The sequence below is a fragment of the Roseovarius sp. MBR-51 genome (assembly GCF_053628575.1).
On record NZ_JBRJGQ010000008.1, the window covers coordinates 126735 to 151088 of the forward strand.

20 protein-coding genes and 1 pseudogene are annotated in these 24354 nt (G+C 61.7%); 10 read left to right on the forward strand and 11 right to left on the reverse strand.

Features of this window, described 5'->3' with window-relative positions; genetic code table 11:
* The first annotated feature begins 51 nt into the window (after nt 1-51).
* Together ACSSVY_RS13360 and ACSSVY_RS13365 are read left to right on the forward strand one after the other, a co-directional pair.
* Nucleotides 52-1227: an acetyl-CoA C-acyltransferase family protein gene (locus ACSSVY_RS13360; protein ID WP_454270078.1), complete on the forward strand. Its 1176-nt coding sequence runs from the start codon at nt 52-54 to the stop codon at nt 1225-1227.
* An 86-nt stretch (nt 1228-1313) separates the two neighbouring features.
* Nucleotides 1314-3476, forward strand: coding sequence for a response regulator (locus tag ACSSVY_RS13365; protein ID WP_454270079.1), 2163 nt, complete (start codon nt 1314-1316; stop codon nt 3474-3476).
* Here the strand turns inward: ACSSVY_RS13365 and yaaA are convergent.
* From yaaA to ACSSVY_RS13380, 3 genes are all read right to left on the reverse strand, one after another.
* Nucleotides 3461-4225, reverse strand: coding sequence for a peroxide stress protein YaaA (gene yaaA / locus ACSSVY_RS13370; protein WP_454270080.1), 765 nt, complete (start codon nt 4223-4225; stop codon nt 3461-3463). The genes ACSSVY_RS13365 and yaaA overlap by 16 nt on opposite strands.
* Before the next feature lie 32 nt (nt 4226-4257).
* A complete protein-coding gene (recQ, locus tag ACSSVY_RS13375) occupies nt 4258-6294 on the reverse strand; it encodes a DNA helicase RecQ (protein ID WP_454270081.1) in 2037 nt (678 codons plus the stop codon).
* Between the two features lie 79 nt (nt 6295-6373).
* Nucleotides 6374-6661 (reverse strand): YggT family protein, encoded by a 288-nt coding sequence (locus tag ACSSVY_RS13380; RefSeq protein ID WP_454270082.1) that lies wholly within the window; start codon nt 6659-6661, stop codon nt 6374-6376.
* Between the two features lie 130 nt (nt 6662-6791).
* On the opposite strand from ACSSVY_RS13380, the gene ACSSVY_RS13385 reads away from it, so the two are divergent.
* The 3 genes from ACSSVY_RS13385 to mepA are packed head-to-tail and all read left to right on the forward strand — an operon-like array spanning nt 6792 to nt 9681.
* Nucleotides 6792-7337, forward strand: coding sequence for an acyl-CoA thioesterase (locus tag ACSSVY_RS13385; RefSeq protein WP_454270083.1), 546 nt, complete (start codon nt 6792-6794; stop codon nt 7335-7337).
* Between the two features lie 56 nt (nt 7338-7393).
* The gene (locus tag ACSSVY_RS13390; RefSeq protein WP_454270084.1) at nt 7394-8773 is read left to right on the forward strand and encodes an MFS transporter; all 1380 of its coding nucleotides are present in this window, start codon (nt 7394-7396) and stop codon (nt 8771-8773) included.
* Complete coding sequence (gene mepA, locus ACSSVY_RS13395; protein WP_454270085.1) at nt 8758-9681, forward strand: penicillin-insensitive murein endopeptidase; 924 nt, start codon at nt 8758-8760, stop codon at nt 9679-9681. Before ACSSVY_RS13390 ends, mepA begins: the two co-directional genes overlap by 16 nt.
* A gap of 330 nt (nt 9682-10011) precedes the next feature.
* Here mepA and ACSSVY_RS13400 read toward each other — a convergent pair whose 3' ends face one another.
* Nucleotides 10012-10458: an N-acetyltransferase family protein gene (locus tag ACSSVY_RS13400; RefSeq protein WP_454270086.1), complete on the reverse strand. Its 447-nt coding sequence runs from the start codon at nt 10456-10458 to the stop codon at nt 10012-10014.
* 50 nt (nt 10459-10508) lie between these two features.
* A pseudogene (locus ACSSVY_RS13405) lies at nt 10509-12479 on the reverse strand (methylmalonyl-CoA mutase family protein); the annotation flags it as partial.
* A 134-nt stretch (nt 12480-12613) separates the two neighbouring features.
* On the opposite strand from ACSSVY_RS13405, the gene ACSSVY_RS13410 reads away from it, so the two are divergent.
* Together ACSSVY_RS13410 and ccrA are read left to right on the forward strand one after the other, a co-directional pair.
* Nucleotides 12614-13987, forward strand: a complete 1374-nt coding sequence (locus ACSSVY_RS13410; RefSeq protein WP_454270087.1) for a 1-acyl-sn-glycerol-3-phosphate acyltransferase — start codon at nt 12614-12616, stop codon at nt 13985-13987.
* A 138-nt stretch (nt 13988-14125) separates the two neighbouring features.
* Nucleotides 14126-15412 (forward strand): crotonyl-CoA carboxylase/reductase, encoded by a 1287-nt coding sequence (gene ccrA, locus ACSSVY_RS13415; RefSeq protein WP_454270088.1) that lies wholly within the window; start codon nt 14126-14128, stop codon nt 15410-15412.
* A 134-nt stretch (nt 15413-15546) separates the two neighbouring features.
* Here the strand turns inward: ccrA and yihA are convergent, their stop codons facing one another.
* The 6 genes from yihA to ACSSVY_RS13445 form a co-directional block, all read right to left on the reverse strand.
* Nucleotides 15547-16197, reverse strand: a complete 651-nt coding sequence (yihA, locus tag ACSSVY_RS13420; protein ID WP_454270089.1) for a ribosome biogenesis GTP-binding protein YihA/YsxC — start codon at nt 16195-16197, stop codon at nt 15547-15549.
* Nucleotides 16197-16940 (reverse strand): MOSC domain-containing protein, encoded by a 744-nt coding sequence (locus ACSSVY_RS13425; RefSeq protein ID WP_454270090.1) that lies wholly within the window; start codon nt 16938-16940, stop codon nt 16197-16199. Before ACSSVY_RS13425 ends, yihA begins: the two co-directional genes overlap by 1 nt.
* A complete protein-coding gene (yidC, locus tag ACSSVY_RS13430; RefSeq protein WP_454270091.1) occupies nt 16937-18772 on the reverse strand; it encodes a membrane protein insertase YidC in 1836 nt (611 codons plus the stop codon). Before yidC ends, ACSSVY_RS13425 begins: the two co-directional genes overlap by 4 nt.
* Before the next feature lie 118 nt (nt 18773-18890).
* Nucleotides 18891-20408 (reverse strand): putative bifunctional diguanylate cyclase/phosphodiesterase, encoded by a 1518-nt coding sequence (locus ACSSVY_RS13435; protein ID WP_454270092.1) that lies wholly within the window; start codon nt 20406-20408, stop codon nt 18891-18893.
* Nucleotides 20409-20437: 29 nt separating this feature from the next.
* On the reverse strand, nt 20438-21307 hold the full coding sequence (gene ttcA, locus ACSSVY_RS13440; protein ID WP_454270093.1) for a tRNA 2-thiocytidine(32) synthetase TtcA: 870 nt from the start codon (nt 21305-21307) through the stop codon (nt 20438-20440).
* Between the two features lie 544 nt (nt 21308-21851).
* Nucleotides 21852-22418, reverse strand: a complete 567-nt coding sequence (locus ACSSVY_RS13445; protein WP_454270094.1) for a TlpA family protein disulfide reductase — start codon at nt 22416-22418, stop codon at nt 21852-21854.
* A gap of 24 nt (nt 22419-22442) precedes the next feature.
* On the opposite strand from ACSSVY_RS13445, the gene argH reads away from it, so the two are divergent.
* Genes argH through ACSSVY_RS13460 form a run of 3 tightly spaced genes read left to right on the forward strand, consistent with a single transcriptional unit; the run spans nt 22443 to nt 24324 of the window.
* On the forward strand, nt 22443-23834 hold the full coding sequence (argH, locus tag ACSSVY_RS13450) for an argininosuccinate lyase (RefSeq protein WP_454270095.1): 1392 nt from the start codon (nt 22443-22445) through the stop codon (nt 23832-23834).
* Nucleotides 23831-24013: an argininosuccinate lyase gene (locus ACSSVY_RS13455; protein WP_296629017.1), complete on the forward strand. Its 183-nt coding sequence runs from the start codon at nt 23831-23833 to the stop codon at nt 24011-24013. The genes argH and ACSSVY_RS13455 overlap by 4 nt, the downstream gene beginning before the upstream one ends.
* Entirely contained in the window at nt 24010-24324 is a 315-nt protein-coding gene (locus tag ACSSVY_RS13460) for a DUF2834 domain-containing protein (protein ID WP_454270096.1), read from the forward strand. The genes ACSSVY_RS13455 and ACSSVY_RS13460 overlap by 4 nt, the downstream gene beginning before the upstream one ends.
* Nucleotides 24325-24354 lie beyond the last annotated feature (30 nt).

The following is a 24354-nucleotide window of genomic DNA, read 5'->3' on the forward strand; positions in this document are numbered from 1 at the left end:
CGTGCCCGTAACGCTAGGCTCGCCGCAATGTAACCCGGGGAGAGGATACCCATGACCGACATCGTGATTCTGGACGGCTGCCGCACGGCAATTGGCACTTTTGGCGGCGCGCTTGCGGGCACACCACCCACCACGCTTGGGGCCATCGTGGCGCGCGAGGCACTGGCGCGCTCTGGTGTCGAGGGCGGGCAGATCGGTCACGTGGTCTTTGGCCATGTCATCAACACGGAACCGCGTGACATGTATGTGAGCCGCGTGGCGGCGATGGAGGCGGGTATTCCGGATACGGCACCGGCGATGAACGTCAACCGCCTCTGCGGCTCTGGCGCGCAGGCGATTGTTTCGGTCGTGCAATCCCTGATGCTGGGCGATGCCGATTTCGGCCTTGCGGGCGGGTCCGAGAACATGAGCCGCTCGCCCTTTATCATCCCCGACCAACGCTGGGGTGCCAAGATGGGCGATGTGAAAACGCTCGACATGATGCTGGGGGCGCTCAACTGTCCCTTTGGCACCGGGCATATGGGTGTCACTGCAGAGAATGTCGCGGCGGAACACGGGATCTGCCGTGCGGATCAGGATGCCTTTGCGCTCGAGAGCCAGCGGCGTGCCGGTGCGGCGATCAGCGAGGGGCGGTTCAAATCCCAGATCGTGCCGGTCGAGGTGCGGGTGAAACGCGACATGGTGGCGTTTGACACTGACGAGCATCCCAAGGCGACCACCGCCGAGGCGCTTGCCGGTCTTAAGACCGTGTTCCAGAAGGATGGCACCGTGACGGCCGGTAATGCCAGCGGTATCAACGATGGGGCCGCCGCCCTAGTGCTTGCGCGTGCCGATGCCGCAGAGGCGGCAGGTCTCAAGCCGCGTGCGCGCATTCTTGGCTACGCTCATGCCGGGGTGCGCCCTCAGGTGATGGGCATTGGCCCGGTGCCTGCGGTGGAAATGTTGCTCAAGCGGATCGGCCTGACAGCGGCGGATTTCGATCTGGTGGAGTCCAATGAGGCCTTTGCCGCGCAGGCGCTTGCGGTCAACAAGGGGCTTGGTCTTGATCCGGCACGGGTCAATCCCAATGGGGGGGCCATCGCGCTTGGCCATCCGGTTGGGGCGACTGGCGCGATCCTCACGGTCAAGGCGCTCTATGAGTTGGAGCGGACCGGGGGTAAGCGCGCGATCATCACCATGTGCATCGGTGGCGGTCAGGGGATTGCCTTGGCGATTGAACGTCTCTGAGCCGGTATTTTCAGCGGCCTTAACCGCTTGTTCACGACGATGCCGGATTGTGGGACGATCACGATCCGGCATGTCGGAGCACGGGCATGAGCCTCGCGAATAAGTTGGCAGAAGAACGGCGCGCCAGACTGGCCGCTGAACGCCTGCTGGAACAGAAACAGGCCGAATTGCAGGCCGCCAATCGCAAGCTGGGTAAGCATGCGCTTGCCCTCTCGCATGAGATTCATGAGACGCGGGCCGAGGTACAGACCGTCCGCGACGAGAACCAGCGCGTCAAATCCGATCTGAACGACGCCTATCAAAAGGTCGAGATTGCCGAACGTCGGCTCTGGCATTCGATCGAGACGATTCAGGATGGGTTTGCGTTCTTCGATGCTGATAGCCGGATGATTGCCGCCAACAATGCCTATCTCGCGGTGTTCGACGGGCTGGAGGCGGTCAAGCCCGGCGTGAGTTACATCGAAATCCTCCAATTCATCACCGAAGAGGGGATCGTCAATATCGGGGAGCTCAAGCCGCATGAATGGCGCGAGAAGATGCTGGATCGTTGGCAGAGCGCGCAGCCCGAACCAGAGGTGATCCGGCTTTGGAACGGGCAATACATCAAGCTGATAGATCAGCGCGGGAATAGCGGTGATCTGGTCAGTCTGGCGCTCAATATCACCGACACGATCCGCCATGAGAAAGAATTAACCGAGGCGCGTCGCCGGGCCGAGGCGGCCAATCGCGCGAAATCCTCGTTCCTTGCCAATATGAGCCATGAAATCCGCACGCCGATGAACGGGGTTGTGGGCATGGCAGAACTGTTGATGGAGACCGATCTGACGGAAGAGCAGCGGCTCTTTGCGTCGACCATCAAGAATTCCGGTGAGGCGCTCTTGGTGATCATCAATGATGTGCTGGATTACTCCAAGATCGAGGCCGAAAAGCTGGTGTTGCACGTCGAGCCCTTTGATCTGGAGCGGTGTATTCACGAACTGGTAACGCTGATGCAGGTCAATGCCCGCGATAAGGGGCTAGAGTTGCTGGTGGATTACGATCTGTTTCTCCCCACGCGGTTCGTGGGTGATCCGGGACGTATCCGGCAAATCATGACAAATCTGTTGGGCAATGCGGTGAAGTTCACGGAATCGGGCCATGTTCTGGTGCGGGTGACGGGCGTTCATCCCGATGCCGAGGGGCGGGCGCGCGTGCATGTCACGGTCGAGGATACCGGCATCGGGATTCCGCCGGATAAGATCGACCATATCTTTGGCGAGTTCAATCAGGTCGATGACGAGCGCAACCGCAAGTTCGAGGGGACCGGCCTTGGCCTTGCCATCTCGCAAAAGCTGATCCGGCTGATGGGCGGCACAATCTGGGTCGACTCTGAGCCGGGTAAGGGGTCGACATTCGGCTTCTCGGTGTCTTTGCCAGTGGCGGAGATTGGCGAGGCGGATATGCCCAATCTGACCAACGGCCAGTTCAGGGCGCTGATCGTCGAGCCGCAAGCGACAAGCCGTGCCATTCTGGAGCGGCAGTTGGCGCAGTTGGGCATCGCGGGGGTCAGTTGCCAGAACGCGGCAGAGGCCTTGGCGCAGGTGGGGGCGGGTTTTGATCTGGTGGTGTGTGATCACAACATGGTCGGGATGGACGGGCTGGAGCTGGCCGAGGCGCTGCGCGAGGCAGGGCATGGCATGCCGTTTCTCCTGCTGAGCCACAACACCGGCTATGCGGAGCAAGACCCGGCTCGCGTGCATGTGCAGGCGGTGCTGCAAAAGCCGGTGGCGCGGCGGGATCTGTTTGGCGTGTTGGCCGCGTTGATGCCATCAGACCCTGTGCAAGCACGACCCATGCGGGTGTTGGCGGCTGAGGACAACAGGACGAACCGCCTTGTGTTTTCCAAGATGGTCAGGGGGTTGGATATCGAGTTGAGCTTTGCCGAGAATGGGCGTGAGGCGGTGGAGCTGTATCGCGCGCTCGTGCCGGACGTGGTTTTCATGGACATTTCCATGCCCGAAATGGATGGCAAGGAGGCCACGCGCGCCATTCGCGGGATTGAGGCGCAGAGTGGGCAGCATGTGCCCATTGTGGCGATGACCGCCCATGCGATGACCGGGGATGACGCGGAAATTCTCGCAGCCGGGTTGGATCACTATATGACCAAGCCGCTGCGCAAAGAGATGATCCTTGCTCACATCATTGCTGCTTGCCCCAAAGGCGTACGCGCGCCCGAGGGGGCGGTTGAGCCGGTTCAGGCGGTCGGTTGATCGCGCAGGAATACCGGCTGATCGGGTTTTGACAGGCTGGCGTCATGGCGATAGCCGCCGCTGTCGAAGTCAAGGATCGCGTCGGGATCCGTCAGGCGGTGCTGGATGATGAGCCGCGCCATCGCCCCGCGCGCACGTTTGGCGTAAAAGCTGACGATCTTTGGCGTGCCTGCCTTGAACTCCATGAAGACCGGCGTGACGACCCGCAGGGTCAGCGCAGCGCGATTCACCGCACCGAAGTATTCCTGACTGGCACAGTTGATGAGCGTGTCGGTGCCAAGCGTTTGGGCCTGTGTATTCAGAGCCTCGGAAATCTGCGCGCCCCAATAGTCATAGAGCGTTTTGCCACGCGCGGTCTTCAACCGGCTGCCCATTTCAAGACGATACGGCTCTATCGCGTCAAGCGGGCGCAGAACACCGTAGAGCCCGGACAGAATGCGGAAATGATCCTGCGCCCAGGCCATTTCCTCTGGATCGAGCGACCCGGCCTCGAGCCCCTGATAAGTGTCGCCTGCAAAGGCGAGGGCGGCGGGCTTCTCTTCCATCTGCCCGAAATTGGCAAAGCGGTCGACGTTGAGGCGGGCAAGGTTTTCGCTGATATGCATCAGCTTTTGCAGGTCGCCCACTTTAAGCCCCTGTGCCACCTGCGCCAGTTCTTTGGCCTCTTGGGTGAATATGGGGCGGGTGGGCGTGATCCCCTCGACCGGGGCCATATCCAGTTTTTTGGCGGGCGAGACGACGACGAGCATTCAATGATCCTTTGTGCAGCGCTTTGCGTGATCTAGGACGCGGCGTGCAGAACGTCCAGAAAGGCAGCACCAAAACGGTCGGCATATTTTTCGCCAAGCAAGCGCTGCATTTCCTGAGGGGTGCGGGGTTTCTGGCTGGCGACTTTGGCGACCAATGACGCAGAGCAACTGAGGGGGCGGTCTATGCCGGTCTCGCCTCGGCTCAGATCGGCCTGAGCCTGCATCAGCCGGTCGTAAACCTCGCCTGCGGTGCTGCCGGCGAGTTTGCGGCGCGTGGGATGCACGGGATCGGCCGCCCCGGTGATCACTTCGAGGAAGTCCGCGCCATAACGCTCTAGTTTCTTCGCGCCGACGCCGCTGATCCGGGCCATTTGATCGAGGGTTTCAGGCCGGGTTTCGGCCATCTCGATCAACGTCCGATCATTGAACACGATATAGGCGGGGACGCTGGCGGCCTCTGCCAGCGCACGGCGTTTGGCCTTGAGTGCCGAGAGGAGTGGTGCGTCTTCGTCTGACACAAGGGCGCGCACGGCGGGGCGCGGGGTGTGGTCGATTGTGTCGCGGCGCAGGGTGACGCTGTCTTCGCCGCGCAAGATCGGGCGGGCGGTTTCGGTCATCACCAGCGCGCCATGGCGTTCGCGATCCGGGCGGATCAGGTCGCGCCCCATCATCTGGCGAAACACGCCCTGCCAGCCGCGTTTGTCCATATCGCGCCCGACGCCAAAGGTGGGGAGCGCCTCATGTCCGCGTTGGCGTATTTTGTCGGTGGCGGTGCCCGTGAGAATGTCGATCAGATGGCCCGCGCCAAAGCTCTCGCCGGTGCGCAGGATCGCCGAGAGCGCCTTGCGCACGGCCTCGGTGCCGTCAAAGGTTTCGGGTGGGGTGTCGCAGAGATCGCAATTGCCGCAGGGCGTGGCACTCTCTCCGAAATAGCGCAAGAGCGTGGCGCGGCGGCATTCCAAGGCCTCGGCCAGACCCAGAAGGGCGTTGAGCCGCCCGTGATCGGCCATGCGCCGGTCTGGCGGGGCCAAGCCTTCGTCGATCTGCGAGCGGCGCAGGCGGATGTCATCGGGGCCAAACAGCGTGAGGGTCTCTGCGGGCGCGCCATCGCGCCCGGCGCGGCCGATTTCCTGATAATAGCCTTCGATGGATTTGGGCAGGTCGGCATGCGCGACCCAGCGGATATCGGGCTTGTCCACGCCCATGCCAAAGGCGACAGTGGCCACGACGATCAGCCCATCCTCGCTGCTGAAGCGGCCTTCGACGATGCGCCGGGCCTCGGGCTCCATCCCGCCGTGATAGGCGCAGGCAGAATGCCCGGCGTCCAAGAGCGCCCGCGCGAGGGTTTCGGTCTTGGCACGGGTGCCGCAATAAACGATGCCCGACTGCCCCTTGCGGGCGGCGGCAAAGGCCATGATCTGCGCGCGCGGATTGTCCTTGGCGGCAAAACCCATGTGGATGTTGGGTCGGTCAAAGCCTTGCAGGAAAATCTGCGGCGGCTGTCCGTCAAACAGTTTCTCGACGATCTCGTCGCGGGTTTCGGCATCGGCGGTGGCGGTAAAGGCGGCGAGCGGCACGTTGAGCGCGCGGCGCAACTCGCCGATGCGCAGATAATCGGGACGGAAATCATGGCCCCACTGGCTTACGCAATGGGCCTCGTCCACGGCGATGAGGCCCACACCGATGCGGCGCAACATACCGAGCGATGATCCTGCCGCCAGCCGTTCAGGGGCGATATAGAGCAGGCGCAAGCGGCCCGCCTCGAGCGCCTGCCAAACCTCGGCAGTTTCTTCCTCGGTATTGCCGGAGGTGAGGGCACCCGCCTCGACGCCTGCGGCCTTGAGAGCGCGGACCTGATCGCGCATCAGGGCGATGAGGGGGGATATGACGACCGTCACACCCTCGCGCATCAACGCAGGGATCTGAAAACAGAGGGATTTTCCGCCCCCCGTGGGCATAATGGCCAGCGTGTTGCAGCCGGTGGCGACGGTGTGAATGATCTCTTCCTGCCCTGGACGAAAGGCATCGAATCCGAACACATCGCGCAAAAGCGTCACAGCGCCTAGCATGGGGGTTTCCTGTAAGATTTATCTATCTGCTCTTACAGAAAGTTTTTCATACTAAGATTCGGTGAACAAGCCCCGGACATCAGTAAAATGCAGCGGCGTTGTTGATCAGCACGATCCGCAACGCATAGACTGCAACCAGAACAACCAGCGGGGCCAGATCAATGCCGGACATGGGCGGCAGGATGCGCCGGACACGGCTATAGATCGGTTCCAGCAACCGGTTGAGACCATACCAGATTTGCGCCACGAGCTGTTGGCGCAGGTTCAGGACCTGAAAATTGATCAGCCACGACATGATCACATGCGCGATGATGAAGAACCAAAGGATATCGAGCAGGAGCATCAGGATTTGAAAAAGCGATTGCATGGGTGGGCGTCCTCTGGGGTCTGAGCCACTATGACCTATTAAACGCCATCGCAAAGCGCAAGTCTGACGCGTGGTCGCGGTTGACGCCTGCTGGCGAGGATGCCAAGCCGCCCAGTGAAGGAGAATGCCGATGTATCCCGTTCTGCGCCTGATGTGGCAGTTGTTTCTCTATCGCAAATCCCCGCGTCTGCCGCTGACGGGAACGCATGTCTCGCAGCATTATTGCATGCCTTGGGACATTGATCTGTGGCGGGAACTGAACAACGGGCGCACGCTCACGATCTTTGATCTGGGGCGGATTCCGCTGGCAGGGCGGGTGGGCCTGATCGGGGCGCTCAAACGCAATCGCTGGGGGCTGGCGATTGCCGGGGCGAGTGTGCGCTATCGCCGCCGGATCACCATGTTCGAGCGGATCGAGATGCGCTCTCGGTTGCTGTCATGGGATGATAAATTCGTCTATGTCGAGCAATCCATGTGGAAGGCGTCGGGTGAATGCGCCAATCACATCCTGCTGCGTTCCGCCATCACGGGGCGCGACGGGATCATCGCGCCGGATCGCGTGGTGGCCGAAATAGGACAGGACATGAGCGCGCCCGCCTTGCCCGATTGGGCCGCCGCGTGGATCGCAGCGGATGCCACACGCCCCTGGCCGCCCATGCAGGATACTCAGGAATAGCTTGCGCAAACGGCGCAACGGTTGTCATATCCCTTTGAAACCAAAGGGGTTGAGGCATGACAGGCGTATCGCGGCGCAAGCGGATCTGGGGCTGGTATTTCTTTGACTGGGCAAGTCAGCCGTATCACACGCTGCTCGTGACCTTTGTCTTTGGTCCTTATTTTGCCTCGGTCGCGTCCGAGTATTTCATCGGAACGGGTCTTGCTGAAGAGGTGGCGGATGCTCGTGCTCAGGCGATGTGGTCGTGGTGTCTGACGGTGACGGGGCTGATCATCGGGCTGGGCGCGCCGATCATGGGGGCCTTTGCCGATACCTCGGGGCGGCGGTTGTCGTGGGTTGTCGTGTTTTCCATGATGTATGTCGTGGGGGCCACGGCGGTCTGGGGCACGATGCCGGACGGATCGAACCTCTGGTGGGGGCTGATGGCCTTTGGGTTCGGGTTCATCGGCGCGGAATACGCGCTCATTTTCATCAATTCGCAGCTGCCCTCCCTGGGGACGGCGGAGGAGGTCGGAGATCTGTCTGGTTCAGGCTTTGCCTTTGGCTATGTCGGCGGGGTGGTGTCGCTCTTGATTGTTCTGGCGCTGTTTGTCGAGCAATCGAACGGGAAAACTCTGATCGGGCTTGATCCGGCCTTTGGGTTGGATGCCACGCTGCGCGAAGGCACGCGGGCGGTGGGGCCGTTCACGGCGCTGTGGTATTTGATTTTCATGGTGCCCTATTTCCTCTGGGTGCGTGACACCGGCCCCAAGGGGCATGGCCGGGGCGTGTCGGATGCCCTTGCGACATTGCTCAAGACCCTCAAGAGCTTGCGGTACCGGCTGAGTCTGAGCACCTATCTTGGATCGTCGATGTTTTACCGCGACGCGCTCAACGGGCTCTATGGCTTTGGCGGGACCTATGCCATTCTGGTGCTGAACTGGTCTATCACCTCTGTCGGCGTGTTCGGGATCATCGGTGCGATTGCCGGGGCGGTGTTCAGTTGGATTGGCGGTAAGGCGGACAGGCGGTTTGGCCCCAAGCCAGTGATCAAGGTGGCGATCTGGGCGCTGATGGGGGTCTGTACTATCGTTGTCGGTATGGATCGGAGCCAGATTTTCGGGGTACCGCTGGCCGAGGGGTCCAAGCTGCCGGACATGATTTTTTTCGGTTGTGGCGTGCTGATCGGCGGCTTTGGCGGGGTGTTGCAATCGGCCAGCCGGTCGCTGATGGTGCGGCACACAGATCCAGCCTTACCCACTGAAAACTTTGGGCTTTATGGGTTGTCTGGGCGGGCGACGGCGTTCATGGCGCCGGCGTTGATCGGGATAGTGACAACGCTGAGCGGGTCGGCGCGCATCGGCGTGTCACCGGTGATTTTGCTTTTCGTGATTGGACTCGTTCTGTTACGCTGGGTCAAGGCGGAAGGGGACAAGGACACATGGGTCGGATCATAGTCATAAGCGCACTTGTGCTTGGGTTGGCAAGCTGCACGCCATCCAAACCAGCACCCGAGCCAGCCGGTATCCTGTCGAGCCAGAGTATCCCGGCGGCGATGCAAGGGGTTCAGGCCAAGCGACTGTTCGGTGCTGAGGCGCGCGGGTCTGAACACAGTCCCGCAGCCTATGGCAGCTATGCCAAGGGCTGTCTGGCAGGGGGTGTCGCCTTGCCCGAGACAGGACCGACATGGCAGGCGATGCGGCTCAGCCGAAACCGAAATTGGGGGCACCCGGAAACCATTGATCTGGTTCAAAAGCTGTCGCGCGTCGCGGCGCAGCAGCCGGGGTGGAGCGGCCTGTATGTGGGGGATATCAGCCAGCCGCGCGGCGGGCCGATGCTGACCGGGCATGCCAGTCACCAGATGGGGCTGGACGCCGATATTTGGCTGAGACCGGCGGACAATCTCAATCTGACGGCGGTTCAGCGAGAAAATATCTCTTCAATTTCAATGCAAAGGGCGAATGGCGCCTATACCAACAGCAGCTGGACCCGCGCCCATCACGAGATTGTCAAAGCCGCCGCGAAAGACCCCCGCACAGCGCGAATTTTTATCTTTGCCGGTGCCAAGGCGCAGATGTGCAGGGATGAACAAGGCGGTGACAGAGCGTGGTTGGGCAAGGTGCGACCGTGGTACGGGCATCACTATCATTTCCATGTCAGGCTGAATTGCCCAGACGGAACAAGGGGCTGCGTGCCACAGGACGCGCCACCACCGGGGGATGGCTGTGCCGAAGCGGAACAGTGGGTGCGCAATATTCTGAATCCTCCGCCGCCTGATCCCAACGCGCCCAAGCCTGTGCCCAAGCGGGAATTGACCATGGCGGATCTGCCCGGACAGTGCGTTGCGGTGTTGCAGGCTGATTAAATCAGCATGCTGCGGATTTTTTTGCATGGACCACATGATTTTGTTTTGACAACCGCAAAATCTGTGGCAACCTGTGGATAAGTTCAACAAGCGAAAGGAGGTGGTCCAGTGTCTATAGAGGGATTGGAGCGAGGTGTCGGAACAGTTTGGGAGATGATCGCCTAGGGCAGCCCCGAGGCGAAAGCCAACCGAATTGGTGCGCCTAACCGGCCCACCTCCGCGACTTCTAGAGGGCCGTTTCCGCAAGGAACGGCCCTTTTTAATGCGCAGGTTTGTGAGATCTGTAGGGTGAGGCGTCGCGCTCACCCACGTGGCAATCCCCTGACAGGGTCAGCGGGAATATTTGATGAACGGCGTCACAGTGGCGATGCGATCGTAAAGCTGGCGCGCGGTGGTGTTGAACTCTTGCGTCATCCAGTAGACCGCCGGGCGACCATCGGTGTCGGCGCGGGCATAGACCGCCTCGATCAGGGCGCGGCCCACGCCAAGGCCCCGCGCCTCGGGGGCGGCGTAGAGATCCTGAAGGTAGCAGACCTGTTCCACGCGCCAGTTATGGGCGTGATAGATGTAATGCACCAGACCCACGGCGCGGCCACCAAGGAGCGCGATCAGCCCGTTCTGATCCGGGTGATCGGGCGAGAGGAGGCGGCCAAAGGTGGTGTCATAGACCGTATCCGGCAGGGTGGTTTCGTAGAAATCGAGATAGGCGCGCCAGAGATCGCCCCAGGCGGGGCGATCGGCGGGTTCTATCGGGCGGATGGTGAGGGCATTTGTCATGCTTCACCTAGCCACGCGGCACAGGATTCGGCAAGGGATACAGAGAGCGCCTATTCCGCCGCCACGGCCTGCGGATCGACCAAGGTGACGATATCCATCATGATGGTGTTCAGCTCGAAATCCTTGGGGGTATAGACCCGTGCCACGCCCATTTCGCGCAGGCGGCGGGCGTCATCCTCGGGGATGATGCCGCCGACGATCACCGGCACGTCGCCAAGGCCAGCCGCGCGCATGCGCTCCATCAGATCCTCGACCAGCGGCATGTGGCTGCCTGAGAGGATCGAGAGGCCGACGACATGGGCGCGCTCCTCGAGGGCTGCATTGACGATCTGTTCCGGGGTGAGGCGGATGCCCTCATAGCCGATGTCCATGCCGCAGTCGCGGGCGCGGAAGGCGATCTGTTCGGCGCCGTTGGAATGGCCATCCAGCCCCGGTTTTCCGACAAGGAACTTGAGCCGGCGGCCAAGCCGGTCCGAGACCGCATTCACGGCGTCGCGGATATGATCCAGACCTTCGGTCCGGTTCGAGGGGCTGGCAGACACACCGGTGGGCCCGCGATATTCGCCAAAGACCGCGCGCATCTGTGCGGCCCATTCGCCGGTGGTGACACCGGCGCGCGCGCAGGCGATGGAGGGCTCCATCACGTTGCGCCCCTCAGAGGCGGCGGTGCGCAGGGCGGCAAGGGTGGATTTGACAGCGGCCTCATCGCGGGTGGCGCGCCAGTCCTTGAGTCGGGCGGTCTGTTCGGCCTCGACCGCGGGATCGACGGTCATGATGCCGCCATCCTCGGTTTGTAGCGGCGAGGGCTCTCCCTCTTGCCAACGATTGACGCCGACGACGATGGTCTCGTTCCTCTCGATCCGGCCAAGGCGGTCGGCGTTCGACTCGACAAGGCGGGATTTCATATAGGCGATGGCAGACACCGCGCCGCCCATGGAATCGAGATTGGCCAGTTCGTGGCGCGCGCCGTCCTTGAGCGCCTCTACCTTGGCATCGACGGCGGGGTTGCCATCGAAGAGATCATCGAATTCGAGAAGGTCGGTTTCATAGGCGAGGATCTGTTGCATGCGCATCGACCATTGCTGATCCCACGGGCGCGGCAGGCCCAACGCCTCGTTCCAAGCCGGAAGCTGCACCGCGCGGGCGCGGGCGCGTTTCGAGAGGGTCACGGCCAGCATCTCAATCAGGATACGGTAGACGTTGTTTTCCGGCTGCTGTTCGGTCAGGCCAAGGGAATTGACCTGCACGCCGTAGCGGAAGCGGCGGTATTTGGCGTCTTCGATGCCGTAGCGCTGTTCGAGGATTTCATCCCAGAGATCGACGAAGGCGCGCATCTTGCACATCTCTGTCACGAACCGGATGCCCGCGTTGACGAAGAAGGAAATCCGCGACGCGAGCGCCGGGAAATCGGCGGCGGGCACGCGGGGGCGCAGTTCGTCGAGCACGGCTATGGCAGTGGCAAGGGCAAAGGCCAGTTCCTGTTCGGGCGTGGCACCCGCCTCTTGCAAGTGGTAGGAACAGACGTTCATCGGGTTCCATTTGGGAACGTGGGTGTAGCAGTATTCGGCCACGTCACCGATCATCTTGAGGCTAGGGGCCGGTGGGCAGATATAGGTGCCGCGGCTGAGATATTCCTTGATGAGGTCATTCTGCACCGTGCCTTGCAGGGCGGTCACATCGGCGCCCTGTTCCTCGGCCACGGCGATATAGAGTGCCAAGAGCCAAGGCGCGGTGGCGTTGATCGTCATCGAGGTGTTCATCTGATCGAGCGGGATTGCGTCAAAGAGCGTGCGCATGTCGCCCAAGTGGCAGATGGGCACGCCGACCTTGCCCACTTCGCCGCGTGCTAGGATATGGTCGCTGTCATAGCCGGTCTGGGTGGGCAGATCGAACGCCACGGACAGGCCGGTTTGCCCCTTGGCGAGATTGGCGCGGTAGAGCGCGTTGGATTTCGCGGCGGTGGAATGGCCCGCATAGGTGCGGATCAACCAAGGCTTGTCTTTCTGCGGCTGCGACATACGGGGCCTCGTGAATCAGGGTGCGCAATTTTGTTACGTCTCGAGGCAGGGTATAGGCAAGAAGGTTGCGCTGTCAATTCGCTGCGTTGCGGCATGAGGGCATTTACCGCAGTGGCAAACCCTGATTTGGTGCGGTCATGGGACAGACCGTGGAAATGCCGCTCTGGGCGTTGGTGTTGTTGGTGGGGTTTGCGGCCGTCACCTTTGCCAGTCATTTTCTCTTTCCCTCTGTGCGGTGGTTTCTGCGGCGCAGGTTGGAGCGGGCGGTGGCGCGGCTGAACACGCGGTTGCAGCGCCCGATTGAGCCGTTCAAGCTGGCGCGGCGCTATGACATGATCCAGCGGTTGATCTATGATCCCGAGGTGAGCCGCGCGATTGCGGCGCATGCGCAGGCCGAGGGCATCCCAGAGAACGTGGCCTTTGAGCAGGCCAAGCGTTATGCGCGCGAGATTGTCCCGAGTTTTTCCGCCACCGCCTATTTCGGCATTGCGATCCGTCTGGCGAAATGGCTGAGCCGGTCGCTCTACCGCGTGCGCCTCGGGCATTTTGACGAGGCGGCGCTGGCGGCGGTAGACCGCGAGGCGACGGTGGTGTTCGTGATGAACCATCGCAGCAATATGGATTATGTTCTGGTGACATGGCTGGCGGCGGAGCGGTCGGCGTTGAGCTATGCGGTGGGGGAATGGGCGCGGGTCTGGCCGCTGAGCCGGTTGATCAAGGCGATGGGGGCCTATTTCATAAGGCGCAAATCGCGGGGTGATCTCTATCGGCGGGTGCTGGCGCGCTATGTGGGGATGGCCACGGATGGCGGCGTGACGCAGGCGATGTTTCCCGAGGGCGGGCTGAGCCTGAGCGGCGGGTTACAGCCGCCCAAACTGGGCCTCTTGAAATATCTGGTGGAGGAGCGCCGCCCCGGTGGGCGCGATGTGGTCTTTGTGCCTGTGGCGATCAATTACGACCGGGTGTTCGAGGACCGGCTGTTGGTGGCCGCAGGACAAGCGGGCGGGCGGCGGTTTCCGGCGCGGATTTCCGTGGTGGCGGGCTTTGTGCTCCGGCAGGTGTGGTTGCGTCTGCGGCGGCGCTATCATCGGCATGGCTATGCAGCGGTGAGTTTTGGCGCGCCGATGTCGCTGGCGGAGTTCGAGCGCGATCATCCGGCGGCGGGGGTTGAGGGGCTGGCGCAGGCGCTGATGGCGCGGATCGGGGCCGAGGTGCCGGTGTTGCCGGTGCCCTTGGTGGCGCGGGCACTGATGCGGGCCGAGGGGCCGCTTACGCGCGAGGGATTGGATGCGGCGCTGGCCGAGATGCTGGCAGAGGTGCCGCGTGCGCATGTGCATCTGCCGCGCAAGGATCTGGGCTATGCCGCGCGGTTTGGGATACAGGTGCTGCGCAAGCGCGGGATGATCGAGGAACGGCACGGCGCCTTTGTGGTGACCGAGGCGGAGCGGCCTGTGGTGGCCTATTATGCCGCCTCGATTGACCATCTCTTTCGCGAGTGCAGCGGGGGGTGAGAGGATTTTCTGCACCCGCTCGGTTATAAAATTACAAAATTGAGCCAAATGCTATTGCAATATTACCACGCGGTTTGTATTCCGGGGCAGACGCGCGCGATTCTGCATCGCGGCAATTGCTGAGACAGGAGGTTGAACATGGCTCTGGATACCAAGACGGGCATCGCGCCCTATCACGCCCCCGAGAAGGACCTCTATGAGGTCGGTGAGATGCCACCTTTGGGCTATGTCCCCAAGCAAATGTACGCCTGGGCCATTCGCCGCGAGCGGCATGGCGAGCCGGATGTATCATTTCAGAAAGAAGTGGTTGATGTCTGGGATATCGACAGCCAGGAGGTTCTGGTCCTCGTGATGGCGGCGGGCGTCAATTACAACGGTGTCTGGGCCGGTCTGGGCCAGCCGATCAGCCCCTTTGACGTGCATGGGCAGGACTATCACATTGCCGGGTCCGATGCCTCGGGGATCGTGTGGAAGGTGGGTGACAAGGTCAAGCGCTGGAAGGTTGGCGATGAGGTGGTGATCCACTGCAATCAGGACGACGGCGATGACGAGGATTGCAACGGTGGTGATCCAATGTTCTCGCCGACGCAGCGCATCTGGGGCTATGAGACCGGCGACGGATCATTCGCGCAGTTCACCCGCGTGCAGGCGCAGCAATTGATGCCGCGGCCCAAGCATCTGACATGGGAAGAGAGTGCCTGCTATACGCTGACGCTCGCCACGGCCTATCGGATGCTGTTCGGCCACGCGCCGCATGATCTCAAGCCCGGTCAGAACGTGCTGGTCTGGGGCGCGTCGGGCGGTCTGGGCTCTTATGCGATCCAGTTGGCGAATACGGCGGGGGCCAACGCGATTGGCGTCATTTCAGATGAGAGCAAGCGGCAATTCGTGCTGGATCAGGGGGCCAAGGGCGTCATCAACCGCAAGGATTTCAATTGCTGGGGGCAGCTTCCCAAGGTGAATTCGCAAGAATACAACGACTGGCTGAAAGAGGCGCGCAAGTTCGGCAAGGCGATCTGGGAGATCACCGGCAAGGGTGTGAGCGTCGACATGGTGTTCGAGCATCCGGGCGAGGCGACATTCCCGGTGTCATCGCTGGTGTGCAAAAAGGGCGGCATGGTTGTGATCTGTGCCGGGACGAGCGGGTTCAACTGCACCTTTGACGTCCGCTATATGTGGATGCATCAGAAGCGGTTGCAGGGCAGTCACTTTGCCCATCTCAAGCAGGCGGCGGCGGCCAACAAGCTGATGGTCGAGCGGCGGCTTGATCCCTGCATGTCCGAGGTGTTTCCGTGGGAGGAGATCCCGCAAGCGCATGTCAAGATGCTGCGCAACGAGCATAAGCCGGGCAATATGGCGGTGCTGGTGCAGGCACCGCGCACCGGGTTGCGCACGGTCGAGGATGTGATCGAGGCCTCACGATAAGGCGCGCCCGGTAGAGGGAGGAGGCGGCTCGCGGATCGGGAGGGGTTCGCGGGCCGATCTGTTTTGAAGGGGTTGGAGGGCGGTGGGAGAGGCCCCGGGTCAAGCCCGGGGCGCGAAGCCCTCGTGCGCGCGCCCTATTCCAGCGTGGCGATGGTGGCGCGCAGGGTGGCCAAACCCTCGGATTTCTCGCTGGAGGTGAGGATCAGTTCGGGAAAGGCCGCCGGATGGGGCGCAAGTTTGCTACGCACCTGATCCAGCACACGCTCGCGGTCGGCGGCGTTGATCTTGTCCGCTTTGGTCAGCACGCATTGAAAGGTCACGGCAGAGGCGTCGAGGAGGCTCATGATCTCTTCGTCCACCGTCTTGATCCCGTGGCGGGCATCGACCAGCACGAAAGCGCGGCGCAGGGTCTGGCGACCCGACAGGTATTGTTTCAAGAGCGCCTGCCACTTCTGGACCACGGCGAGGGGTGCGTTGGCATAGCCGTAGCCCGGAAGGTCCACGAGGTAGTGGCTTTCGCCCAGTGCGAAAAAGTTGATTTCCTGGGTGCGGCCAGGCGTGTTGGAGGCGCGCGCCAGAGCCTTGCGCCCGGTGAGGGCGTTGATCAGGCTCGATTTCCCGACGTTGGAGCGCCCGGCAAAGCAAACCTCGAGCCGGTCGGCGGGGGGCAGGCCCGACATGGCGACGACGCCCTTGACGAAGTCCACAGGCCCGGCAAAGAGCTTGCGCCCCTGTTCGGAGATGAGGTGATCGGGCTCTTCGGAAATGGGGAAGCGCAGTTGCATCACAGCACCTCGAGTTGGTCGCCAAGGGTGATGTCGCCGCCGGTGATCACCTCGGCGTAGATGCCGAAATCCTGATGGTCCCAGTTTTTATTGAGGGCCGCCAGCGTATCGAGATCGCGCAGGCCTGTCGCCGGATTGGCCGTGGTGGCCAGACAGCGGCGGATCGGTTCGCGCACGATCATCTCGGCGGTGCCGAGGCGCAGCGTCTTGCCGATGAGGTCAAACTCTGCCCAAGGGGTCAGCCCATCCAAGTGGATATTGCAGCGCCAGCGCAGCGGCGAGACATCGGCGCCCATCTTGTCAGCCAGATCGGCGTTCGAGGCGAGGTTGAGCAGACTCACCGACGGGTAATCTGTATCGGTAAAGCCGCGCCTGTCGAGCCGGTAGAGGCGAGTTGGTTGCGTGTTTTCCGCAGGAATCAGGGGGCGCACCCAATCGAGAAACGCCTGTCCGTCATGATCGGGACGAAAGGTCAGATCAGGGCGGTCGGGGTGGGTAAGTGTGACGGTCTCGGACGCCGCATCGAACCGCGCGTTGATCGCCATGATCGCGCCGGTCTTGGAGCCGCGCGAGAAGTTGACGCAGGGGCCCCATTCCCCCTCGGTCAACCGTGCGATTTCGAGGGCGACGGCCCAAAGGCGGTCGCCGGGCATGGCCTGCCCGGCGGTGAGCGTGACGGCGGTCAGCGCTTCGCGCCCGTGGCTCTTGATCGGATGCCGCCAGAGGGCGCGAACCTCTGTCATTTTTTCTTGGGCGTTGCTTTGGGTGCGGGGACAGGCGCGGGTTTCTTGCGTTTGAAGCTGGAGAGGATGTTGCCGAACACGTCCGGTTTATGGCCGTGCGAGCGCATGATCACGTATTGCTGGCTGAAGGTGATCATGTTGTTGGCGATCCAGTAGAGCACGAGACCCGAGGCAAAGCTGCCCAGCATGAACATGAAGACCCACGGCATCCAGGCAAAAATCATCTTTTGCGTGGGATCGGTGGGCGACGGGTTCAGCTTCTGTTGGAGCCACATCGAGATGCCAAGGCAGAGCGGCAGAATCCCGATGAAAATCAGCGCCAGGACCGAACCCGGCTCGGGGGCCGCCCAGGGCAGGATGCCCCAGAGATTATAGAGCGATGAAGTGTCGGGGGCCGAAAGATCCTTGATCCAGGCCACCCATGGCGCGTGGCGCAATTCGAGCGTGACGAAGATCACCTTGTAGAGCGAGAAGAAGATCGGGATTTGCAACAGGATGGGCAGACAGCCCGCCGCCGGATTGACCTTTTCCCGCTTGTAGAGCTCCATCATCTCTTTCTGGAGTTTCTGGCGGTCGTCGCCTGCGGTCTCCTTGATCTTCTCCATCTGCGGCTGGAGTTCCTTCATCTTGGCCATGGAGACATAGGATTTATAGGCCAAGGGCAGCACGAGGGCCTTGATCAGCAGGGTGAGGGCAATGATGGCCCAGCCCATGTTGCCGATCAGGGCGTTGAGCCAGTGCAGCGCTGCAAAGATCGGTTTGGTCAGGAAAAAGAACCAGCCCCAGTCGATGGAGTCGAGAAAGCGGTCGACGCCCTGCTCGTTCTGATAGGCGCGAATCGTGGCCCATTCCTTGGCCCCGGAAAAGAGGCGGGTGTCGGCGGACGCGGTTTGACCCGGCTCGACCGTCTGGGTCGGTTGCACGGTTTCGGTCTGGTAGATGCCGCGCTGCGGATCGAACTTGGCAACCGCCTTGAACGGGCTGCCCGCTGCGGGGATGAGGGTGGTCATCCAGTAGTGATCGGTAAAGCCGATCCAGCCATTCTCGGTCACTTGGGTGACTTCGGCGGGTGCCCCTTCGCGCCCGTTGAACGGATATTCCTCGACATCGTCATAGTCGATTTCCGACAGGGTGCCATCCGCCATCATGATCAGCCCCTCGTGGAGGATGAAGAAGTTCTTGAGGTCGGCGGGGCGTCCGTGGCGGGCGAGGATGCCGTAGGGCGCGAGGCTTACGGCGGTGGCGGTGGTGTTTTCGACCGACTGGCGGACGGAGAACATGAAATCCTCGTCCACGCTGAGTTCGCGGCGGAAGATGAGACCCGCGCCGTTGTCCCACGAGAGGGTAACGGGCGTGGTGGTGGTCAGCGTGTCGCCGCTCTCGATCTTCCAGAGCGTATTCGCGCCGGGGACCTGATCGGGGGTCAGGCCCGCACCGGGGGCCCAACCGTAAAGGGCGTAATACGGGGCCTCGCTTCCGACCGGGGCGAGCAGGCGCACGATGTCAGAGGCAGGATCAATCGTTTCGCGATAATTCTTGAGGAAGAGGTCATCGATTCGGCCGCCCTGCAGCGAGATCGTGCCTTGCAGGCTGGGTGTGTCGATGTTCAGGCGCGGGGCGTCCGGCTCTGTTGCGGGGGCCGCTGTCTGGGTTGTGGTCGCATCGGCCGTGCCGTCCGCAACTGGCGCGGGCACGCTCTGTGTGGCGCTCGGGACGGGAGCGTTGGGGTCAACTGCCGGGGACTCCGGGGGGGGGAACATCACGAACCAGACCAGAATCACAAGGAAACTGAGCGCAGTTGCAAAGATTAGGTTCTTGTTCTGATCATCCATCGCCGATGGCCATCCGTCTGTTACATGTCAGGGCGGTTCAACAGAGTGCGGGCCCAAACGTCAAGCGGAATCCGGGAATTTGCGCCGGTGGCGCGGGGATATATCGCAGCGATCACCCCTAGGCGCGGATAATCCGGGGCAGGTGGGGGAGTTTGGCGCGATGGGCCGCGATCCAATCCGGCGTCGCATCAAGCGGCATCGGGCGACCGATACCAAAGCCCTGAACATGGCCGCAGCCCAGCTGGGCGAGCATCGCGTGTTCGCCTGCAGTTTCGACCCCTTCGGCCAGAGTGGCGAGGTCCAGCCGTTCGGCCATGGAGAGGATGGCCGCGACCATGCGCTGTTGTTCGGGGTCGCGGTCGATTTTGGTGACAAAGGAGCGGTCGATCTTGAGCCGTCGCACGGCAAAGCGTCGGATGGTCGAGATCGAGGCATGGCCGGTGCCGAAATCGTCAAGGTCGATCAGGCAGCCCATATCCGCCAAAGTGGCGATGTTCCGAGTGATGACGTCATCGGGTGAGGTGGAAAGAACGGTTTCGAGGATTTCGACCGCCAGCCGGGTGGGCGGCAGATTGCAACGGTCCAGTTCCCACGCGATTTTGTCCGCAAGCTGTGGATTGCGCAGCTCTTCGGGCGAGAAGTTGACGCCGACATGTGGAATGTCGAGGCCAAGATTGTCCCATATCTGGAGCGCGCGGAGGGCGTTGCTCAGCATTGCATCGCCCAGCACCGCCATCCGACCAGAGGCGGCGAGCAGTGGCAAAAACTCCGCGGGGGTGATGAGGCCGGCGGTGGGATGTTGCCACCGTGCCAGCGCCTCGAATCCGCTGATTTGGCCTGTATTGGTGCAGATTTGTGGCTGAAACCAGCTGATCAACTGGCCGTTCTTGAACGCCTGTTGCAGATCGTCTGCACTGTGCTGCGGCATTTGGACCCTCGCACGCAGGTCGCGGGAAAAGGCGCGAATCGCGGAAGGCGCATGGCGGCGGGCCTCGTTTAGCGCGGTGAGCGCAGCGTCAAAGAGCGCGTCGGTTGTTTGGGTGGGCGCGTGGGTGTCAGGGCAGAACCCAAGGGAGGCCGAGATATAAACGGTCGTGGCATCCAGCGTGATCGGTTCCTCGACGGCAGATTGCAGGCGGCCGGCGAGCGTGAGGAGCGGCTCCAATCCTAAGGTGTTGACCGGAAATAGAAAAATTCCGATGCGGCCTGCGCCTAGGTCAAAGAGGTGATCGGCGGTGCGGAGCGCGCGGGCGAGGCGATCGAGGCTTTGCACTGTGAGGCGGTCTGCAGCGGATCGACCGTAACGCTCTGATAAGATGTCATAATCGTCAATCTGGAGGATGAAACACGCGGCGCGTTGACCCGTGCGGCGCGCCTCTGACAGCGTGCGGTTGAGGTGAGCGCGCATCGCAACACTGGCATCATCCCTCTGGGTAGGGGACTGTTGGCCTAAAAGAGTGACTATTATCAATAGGATAGGCAGGGAAAGCAGGAGGGCGGGGAGGCCGAGCCACTGGGTTGCGAGGCCTGCGGAGGCGAGAAAGACCAGCGATTGTGGCCCGCGACTGGCCTGAGCCAAGCCTGCCAAAACCATTCCAAGCCATTGTTTTAATTTGTAAAACATCCGAAATCCCATAGCCAGACCTTGAGCCTAGTGCAGAGGAGTTAACGGAGTTTGGGCAATCCTTCGGGATTTGCGTTGGATTTTATCGATTCGGTTGTCAGGCCCGCGAAATCGAAGAGTTTGGGATCGAGCAGATGCGAGGGCCGCGCGTTCATCAGGGCGCGGAACATGACCTGTCGGCGACCGGGGGAATTTGCCTCCCATCCGTCAAGGATCTGTTTGACCTGTTGGCGTTGCAGACCGTCCTGCGAGCCGCAGAGATCGCAGGGGATAATGGGGTAATTCATGGCGCGGGAGAAGCGCTCGCAATCCACCTCGGCGACATGCGCGAGGGGGCGGTAGAGGAAGAGATCGCCCTCTTCGTTCACCAGCTTTGGCGGCATGGTGGCGAGCCGCCCGCCGTGAAAGAGGTTCATGAAGAAGGTCTCAAGAATATCGTCGCGGTGGTGGCCAAGAACAACCGCCGTGCAGCCCTCTTCGCGGGCGATGCGATAGAGATTTCCCCTGCGCAAACGGGAACATAGCGCGCAATAGGTACGCCCGGCGGGCACCTTGTCCATGACGATGGAATAGGTGTCCTGATACTCGATCCGGTGGGGCACCTGCATGCGATTGAGGAAGTCCGGCAGGACGGTGGCCGGGAAACCGGGCTGGCCCTGATCGAGATTGCAGGCCAAGAGATCGACCGGGAGCAAGCCGCGCCATTTCAGCTCATGGAGCACGGCAAGGAGGGTATAGCTGTCCTTGCCGCCCGAGAGGCAGACAAGCCATTTGCCGCCCGGCTCGATCATGCCATATTGCTCGATCGCCTCGCGGGTGTGGCGGACAATGCGTTTGCGCAGCTTTTTGAATTCGGTGCTGCTGGGCGCCCCGTGAAACAGCGGATGGATCTCGTCGGTCTCGTCTAGCATGGGCTGGCTTTAGGGGTTTTGCGGGGGGCAGGCAAGGGTGCGTGAAGGGCTGTCAAGCGTGCGGTGCGGTAAGGATTAGGCGGGATGCGGGCGCTTTAAGAGGTTCGGTTTGTTTTCTATCCAAGAACGCGGCTGGTACGGTTGTGCGGTTGGACCGTACGTTCCGGGGCAAGGGAGGGGGGCGCTACCCCCGTCGCCGCAAGCGGCGACTCCCCCGAGGTATTTTCGGGCCAGATGAAATGGGGGGTGGTGGGTGGCTTTGAGCCCATAGCTACCTTCGTTCAGCATTCATTTTTACAGCATAGCGCAACAGTAACGCAATCAACCCGAAGACGGTTACACCTCCAACACAAAGTAACATAACCGCTTTAAAATCACCCTCTTTCCAAGGCAAATGATCAAGATACAAGAAGTCGTAAGCGTTCAATGCCGCCAAAAACAGACATATTATGGTGACTAAGATTGCAGAGTAGTAAAGCATTTTCATAGTGAAATCATAATCAAACTATCGATGGTAGAATAGTCCGCAAATCCGTGACGCCCCTCAACTCTCCCCCTTGCCCTCAACCAATGCCTGAACAATCGCCTTGGCGCTGTCGCTGTCCCAATGCGCATCTCCGAGAAGGCGGGCGATTTCATGGCCCTCGGGATCGAGGATCACGGTGATGGGCAGGCCGAAGATGCCCATGGCGCGGGCGAGGGCGCTTTTGGGGTCGGTGTGCAGCGGCAGGTTGTCGACGCCGATCTCTTCGAAGAATTTTGCCATCGCGGTGGGGGCGTTGCGGCCTGTGGCGATGGTGACGACCTCGAAGGTGTCGCCACGCATCTCGGTTTGCAGGTTGGAGAGCGTCGGCATTTCGGCCCGACAAGGCGCGCACCATGTGGCCCAGAAGTTCAGCACGACATACCGCCCCTGAAAATCGGCGAGCGTGCCCGTGGTGCCATCGGCGCGGGTGAATGCGGTCTTGGGGGCGGGTGTGGGCGCAGAGTGGAAATTCAGTTTCTTCATGTCGCCGTCGCGCAGCGCCTCAAGGGCGGCGGTATCGGCGTGGGCAGTATTTGCACCAAGGGCGAGGGCCATATAAAGGACGATCTGACGAATGATTTTCATTATTCCCTCCGAAGGGCCAAAGACATGACTGACACAACCTCGAACCAGATGTGGGGCGGCCGCTTTGCCGCCGGGCCGGATGCGATCATGGAGGCAATTAATGCCTCGATCTCATTCGACAAGCGGATGGCGGCACAGGATATCGCCGGGTCGAGGGCCCATGCCGCGATGTTGGCGGCGACAGGTATTGTCAGTGATAGTGATGCGGCGGCGATGAGGGAAGGCCTGCTCACGGTCTTGTCAGAGATCGAGGCGGGGGAATTCACCTTTTCCACGGCGCTTGAGGATATTCACATGAATGTCGAGGCGCGGCTCAAGGATCTGATCGGCGCGCCTGCCGGGCGGTTGCACACCGGGCGGTCGCGCAATGATCAGGTGGCGACGGATTTTCGGCTCTGGGTGCGGGATCAACTGGATGCGGTGGATCAGGCCTTGCAGGCGCTGATGCGGGCGCTGGTTGCGCAGGCAGAGGCGGGGGCGGAGTGGGTGATGCCGGGGTTCACCCATCTCCAGACGGCGCAGCCGGTGACCTGGGGGCATCACATGATGGCCTATGTCGAGATGTTTGGCCGCGATCTGAGCCGGGTGCGCGATGCGCGGGCGCGGATGAATGAATGTCCCTTGGGGGCGGCGGCGCTGGCGGGCACCTCCTTTCCGATTGACCGGGAGATGACGGCGAAGGCGCTGGGCTTTGATGCGCCCTGCGCCAATAGTCTGGATGCGGTGAGTGACCGGGATTTCGCGCTGGAGTTTCTGGCGGCTGCCAGCATTTGCGCCATGCATCTGAGCCGGTTCGCGGAAGAGTTGGTGATCTGGTCCTCGGCACAGTTCCGGTTCGTGGCGCTGTCAGATCGGTTTTCGACCGGATCAAGCATCATGCCGCAGAAGAAGAATCCCGATGCGGCGGAGTTGATCCGCGCCAAGGTCGGGCGGATTTTCGGGGCCAATGTGGCGCTGATGATGGTGATGAAAGGCCTGCCGCTGGCCTATTCCAAGGACATGCAAGAAGACAAGGAACAGGTTTTCGACGCTGCCGACAACCTGATGCTCGCCTTGGCCGCGATGGAAGGCATGGTGCGCGACATGGCGGCGCGCACGGATAATCTCGAGGCGGCGGCCGGGTCGGGATTCTCGACGGCCACGGATCTGGCGGATTGGCTGGTGCGGGTGCTGGATATGCCGTTTCGCGAGGCGCATCATGTGACCGGGGCCTTGGTGGCCAAGGCGGAGGCCAAGGGGTGCGATCTGCCGGACCTGAGCCTGACCGAGATGCACGAGGTGCATGGCGAAATCACTGCGTCGGTCTATGATGTGTTGGGCGTGCATAATTCGGTCGCCTCGCGGGTGAGCTATGGCGGCACGGCACCCACACAGGTGCGCGCCCAAGTGGCGCGGTGGAAGGAGCGATTGGGATGATGCGGCTGGGTTTTGCTCTGCTGAGCCTCACGGTGCTGATGGGCTGCGGCGTTGATGGCGAACCGGTGCGCCCTACGGCGGGCCTGAACGTGGGCGTGGGCACACATGGCGTCAATGTCGGCGTGGGTGGCGGGGTGCGCGTGGGCGGCGTCAATGTCGGCGTGGGGGTTGGCCTGTGAGATGGGTCTTTGCCGCGCTGGCCGTGTGGGGCGCCATTCATCCGATGTATTGGTTCCTGCAGTGGTTCGGGCAGAACGGCTATGACCTGATGGGCATGGTCGATGCCTGGCATGCCAATGCGGCAAGCTCGGGTCTGGTCTGGGATCTGACGATTGCCGCTGTGGCGCTCACGGTCTGGGTGGTGGTCGAGGCCGTGCAGAACCGGCACTGGCTGGGTCTGATTGCCATTCCGGCGACCTTCGGTATCGGGGTGAGTTGCGGTTTGCCGCTCTATCTGTTCTTGCGGGCATCGCGGAGCGGCGCGCACTGAGTTTGAGTATTTTTGGAACGATGAAGCGGG